The 3969-nt window shown below is 71.7% G+C and carries 5 protein-coding genes and 1 other RNA gene; 3 read left to right on the top strand and 3 right to left on the bottom strand.

The window, feature by feature from the left end; all coding sequences use genetic code 11:
- Positions 1 to 90 precede the first annotated feature (90 nt).
- The 3 genes from AC08OU_RS23350 to rnpB all read right to left on the bottom strand — a co-directional run bounded on the left by AC08OU_RS23350 (position 91) and on the right by rnpB (position 1062).
- Complete coding sequence (locus tag AC08OU_RS23350; protein WP_476602091.1) at positions 91 to 357, bottom strand: type II toxin-antitoxin system RelE family toxin; 267 nt, start codon at positions 355 to 357, stop codon at positions 91 to 93.
- Position 358: 1 nt separating this feature from the next.
- Entirely contained in the window at positions 359 to 610 is a 252-nt protein-coding gene (locus tag AC08OU_RS23345) for a type II toxin-antitoxin system Phd/YefM family antitoxin (RefSeq protein WP_462189044.1), read from the bottom strand.
- Between the two features lie 41 nt (positions 611 to 651).
- An RNA gene (gene rnpB, locus AC08OU_RS23340) (RNase P RNA component class A) lies at positions 652 to 1062 on the bottom strand.
- A 124-nt stretch (positions 1063 to 1186) separates the two neighbouring features.
- On the opposite strand from rnpB, the gene AC08OU_RS23335 reads away from it, so the two are divergent.
- The 3 genes from AC08OU_RS23335 to AC08OU_RS23325 all read left to right on the top strand — a co-directional run.
- Positions 1187 to 1729, top strand: a complete 543-nt coding sequence (locus tag AC08OU_RS23335) for a lipopolysaccharide assembly protein LapA domain-containing protein (protein ID WP_462203840.1) — start codon at positions 1187 to 1189, stop codon at positions 1727 to 1729.
- Positions 1730 to 1830: 101 nt separating this feature from the next.
- The gene (locus tag AC08OU_RS23330; RefSeq protein WP_476602090.1) at positions 1831 to 2406 is read left to right on the top strand and encodes a PaaI family thioesterase; all 576 of its coding nucleotides are present in this window, start codon (positions 1831 to 1833) and stop codon (positions 2404 to 2406) included.
- A gap of 296 nt (positions 2407 to 2702) precedes the next feature.
- A partial coding sequence (locus AC08OU_RS23325; protein ID WP_476605819.1) for a serine/threonine-protein kinase occupies positions 2703 to 3969 on the top strand: 1267 nt, incomplete at its 3' end.

The raw sequence follows: 3969 nt of genomic DNA, 5'->3' as shown, positions 1-3969 counted from the left end.
CACGGTTCCGCGGTCCGCGACTTGTGACGGCCACGGGCCCTTGGACCTTGCTCCGGGGGTGCCGACTCCGGGGGTGCCGAGCGGCTCGGGTCAGAGGTGCCGGTACACCTCACGTCGATGGGCGACGTGGACGATCGTGACGAGAATGCGGGTGTGGTCGACCTGGTAGATCACCCGGTATTCACCAACTCTGATCCGCAGTACCCTGCTGGGTTGGCCGGTGAGGGCCCGGGCCCCCGAGGGGCGGGGTTCCGCCGCGAGTCGTGTTACCGCGATCAGGATCCGTCGAGTGGTGGAGGCGTCGAGCTTGCGCAGCTCTCGCAGCGCCGCAGTCGTCCACTCGACGGTGTGCGCCACGTCAGTTCAGGCCGAACTCGGCGAGGACGTCGGCGTGGGGTACGCGAGGCTCCTCGGCGGCCAGCGCCTCTCGGGCGACGGCGAGATCCGCTTCGTCCTCCGCCGCTTCCAGCTCACGGAGATCTTCTATGGAGATCACTGCCGCGACCGCGCGGCCGTGACGGGTCAGGACGATCCGCTCATGGGCGTGCTCCGCCTTGGAGACGATCTCGCCGAGGTGGTCGCGTGCCTCGCTGATCGGCATCTCGCTCATCCCCAGATTGTACAAACCGGGGAGTGGTCGGGCCGCTGAGGCGGACGAGGTGGCCTGTAAGCCGGGTCCTGTACCGGCTAGCCTCACGGCTCGTCGGCGGCGACCATCTCTCTCGGGCTGCCGTTGCCGGCAGCCTCTAGCGGTCCACCCGCAGGCTCGGGCGGGCAGCCCTCGAACGCCTGCGCGGTCCGCGGCCTCGCGGCTACGGGCCTTCTGACCTTGCTCCGGGCGGGGTTTACCGAGCCGCCCAGGTCACCCTGGGCGCTGGTGCGCTCTTACCGCACCGTTTCACCCTTACCGGCGCCGGAACCGGCACCGGCGGTCTGTTTTCTGTGGCACTGTCCCGCGGGTCACCCCGGGTGGGTGTTACCCATCGCCCTGCCCTGTGGAGCCCGGACTTTCCTCGGCGACGCCGGACGAGCCGGCACCGACGCGGTCGCCCGGCCAACTCGTCCGCTTCCTTCAGTATAGAGTGCTTCCCGGTCTACGCTTCCTGGGCGTAGGGCTGATCGGGCTGTCGGTGCGCGGAGCCGGCCGATCGGGCGGTATGGCGGCGGATCGAGGAACAGGACGATCATGACGGGACCGAAGCAGCCGGGCCGAGGGTTCGGCAACGCGAGGCGTACGGCCTCTCCGCCCGCCGTTCCGCCCGCGCCCGCGGCGCCGGCGGCGGCCGGGCAGACCCCCGCGGCCTCGCCTTCCGGAACGCCTGCCGGCCAGGTTCCGGTTGGTCCAGCCGGTCCGGTTGGTCCGGCCGGTCCGGGCGCCGTGGCGCCCGTTCCGCACCAGCCGGCCCACCCGGGCGGACCGGATTCTCCCGGCGTCCCGGGTGCGCCCACCGGCGGGGCCCGGCCGTCGCGTCGCGGGGTTGCCTACACCACCTATGCGATCACCGTGCTGGTGCTGCTCATCGCGATCGCCGTCGTGGTCTTCGTCGTGCAGAACGACGCGCGCGTGAGCATCTGGCTGTTCGGTTCGACCAGGCAGATGTCGGTCGCGGGTGCACTGGCCGCCTCGGCCGCCGCCGGTCTCGTCGTCGGCCTACTCATCGGTGTCATTCCTCAGATCAGGCTGCGCCGCGAGTTGCGCCACCTGCGTCGCGCGGCCGGCCGCCGGTAGCTGAGCGGAGTCCTCGGCCGCGGGTCGGCCGGTAGCCGGTTGGTGGAAGGCACGTCGGCAAGATGCCAGGCGGATCCCACCGCGTCGGTACAGTCCGGGTCGTGACGCCGTTGCGAACAGATCTGCCACCGGGAGCACAACTCCCGCCACGCCCAGCGAACGCACCGGCGCCCGGCACCGTGCTGCCGTCCCACTACGTGCGGTGCTTCGCCTGCGGTGACCAGTCCGCCCACGGACTGCACCTACGGGTCGACGCCGATGCCGGCCTCGCGCTGTGCGCGACGTTCGAGGTGACCGAGCATCATCAGGGAGCGCCGGGCCTCGCCCATGGTGGCCTGCTCAGCTGCGCCCTCGACGAGGCGTTGGGTGCGCTCGGGCATCTGACCCGGACCAGCCTGGTGACCGGCCGGCTGGAGACGGACTTCCTGCGGCCGGTACCCGTGGGCACCGTCCTGCACCTGAGGGCGCGGGTCGAGGGCGTGCTCGGCCGGCGGGTCTACGCCAGTGGCGAGGGACGATTGAACAGCCCTACCGGACGGGTCGCGGTCCGGGCCCGAGGGCTGTTCGTCGAAGTGCCCCTGGAGCACTTTGTCACCCATGCCCGGGCCGAGGACATCCAGGCGATCGAGCAGGATCCGGACCTGATCCGGCTGCGCGAACATCAGACCATTTCCTGATCTTCGAATCTCCTGGTCTTCGAATCTCGGAATCTCGGAATCCGCTCACGGGCGGGACTCGTTTGCTCGCCGTGATTCGACCGCACGGACCGTCGCATCTCCGTCACAGATCCGTCACAGATGTAGCTGGCACGGTGGGCGTGGCCTCCGGGTCTGTCGGGATGCTCCATCGACCGTTGCCTCGGCCACTGCGTCGGAACGTTCGGAGCGGCGGTCGGCCCCGGCGGCCAACCCTCGCCGGCTGTCGGTCGGCTCGCGGCGGAAAGCTCGACGGAAAGGAGGGCGCGGTGCCGGCGATGTCGCTGCGCTCTGGCGATCCGGAGCGGATCGCCCGGTTCACGCTCACCGCGCGGCTCGGCTCCGGTGGTATGGGAGTCGTCTACCTCGGCATCGACGACGAGACCGGAGGGCCGGTCGCCCTCAAGGTGATCCGGTCGGACTTCACGGCCGATCCCGAGTTCCGCAGCCGGTTCCGTCGCGAGGTCGCGGCCGCCCGGGCGGTCGACGGTGCCTGCACCGCGAGGCTGGTCGATGCCGATCCCGACGCCGAGGATCTGTGGATGGCAACCGAGCACATCCACGGCCAAAGCCTCGCCGAGGCGATCGCCGACCGGGGCGCGCTGACCATGCCGGTCGTCATGGCGCTGGCGACCGGGCTCGCCGAGGCCCTGAAGGCCATCCACGACGCCGGCATCGTCCATCGGGACCTGAAACCGGGCAACGTGATCCTCAGCGAGGACGGCCCGAAAGTGATCGACTTCGGCATCGCGGCGGCGGTCGACGCGACGGCCGCGACCAGGACGGGGGTGTTGCTGGGCAGCCCGGGTTACATGGCCCCGGAGCAGGTCACCGGACGCGGCGAGATCGGCCCGCCGGCGGACGTCTTCGCCTGGGGCCTGACGGTACTGTTCGCCGCGTCGGGGCGACCCCCCTTCGGGACCGGCCGGCCCGACGCGCTGCTGTACCGGGTGGTCCACGACGAGGCCGACACCGGGGATGTTCCGCTGGCCCTGCGCCCAGCGGTCCGCGCGGCGTTGCTCAAGGAGCCTATGGCCCGGCCGAGCGCCCACGCGTTGCTGCGCGTGCTGATCGGGTCTACTGGCGACCCGGAGCGCGAGACACGCCGGATACTGCGGGACGCCTGGCTCGCCCCACCGGTGACGACCCGCATGAGGAGCCTTCTGCCGGCCGCGGAGGAGGATACCCATGACGCCAAGACGCAGATCCGCCTCGATGCGCCGGAGAGCGCCGGCGCGTGGGTGCGAGTGGGCGACGGTGCGGGGACAAACGGTGCGGGGACAGCGGGCCGGGCGCCACGCGGGACCGGTGATCCGGCGGGGGACCCCGGGCAGGCTGGCGAGCTTCGGCAGGTCGGCGAGTCCGGGCAGGTCGGCGGGTCCGCGCTCGGCGAGGATGACGATCAGGCCGGTGGCCGGCCGGCTGACGGTGATCATGATGCGGCCGCTTCCGCCGGGGCAGCTCCCGCCGGGGCGAAGCGGCCCCTGTCCGGCCGGCGGGCCCGTGCCCGGCGCCACCCGCGCCGGACCGCGGGTCTGGCTGCCC

The organism is Frankia sp. CcMO1, from assembly GCF_977945845.1.
This window is presented reverse-complemented; position numbering and strand designations above follow the sequence as displayed.

Excerpts from the sequence above, each read along its gene's own strand:
- AC08OU_RS23345 (WP_462189044.1), bottom strand. The coding sequence starts at position 610 with ATGAGCGAGATGCCGATCAGCGAGGCACGCGACCACCTCGGCGAGATC.
- AC08OU_RS23335 (WP_462203840.1), top strand. The coding sequence starts at position 1,187 with ATGACGGGACCGAAGCAGCCGGGCCGAGGGTTCGGCAACGCGAGGCGT.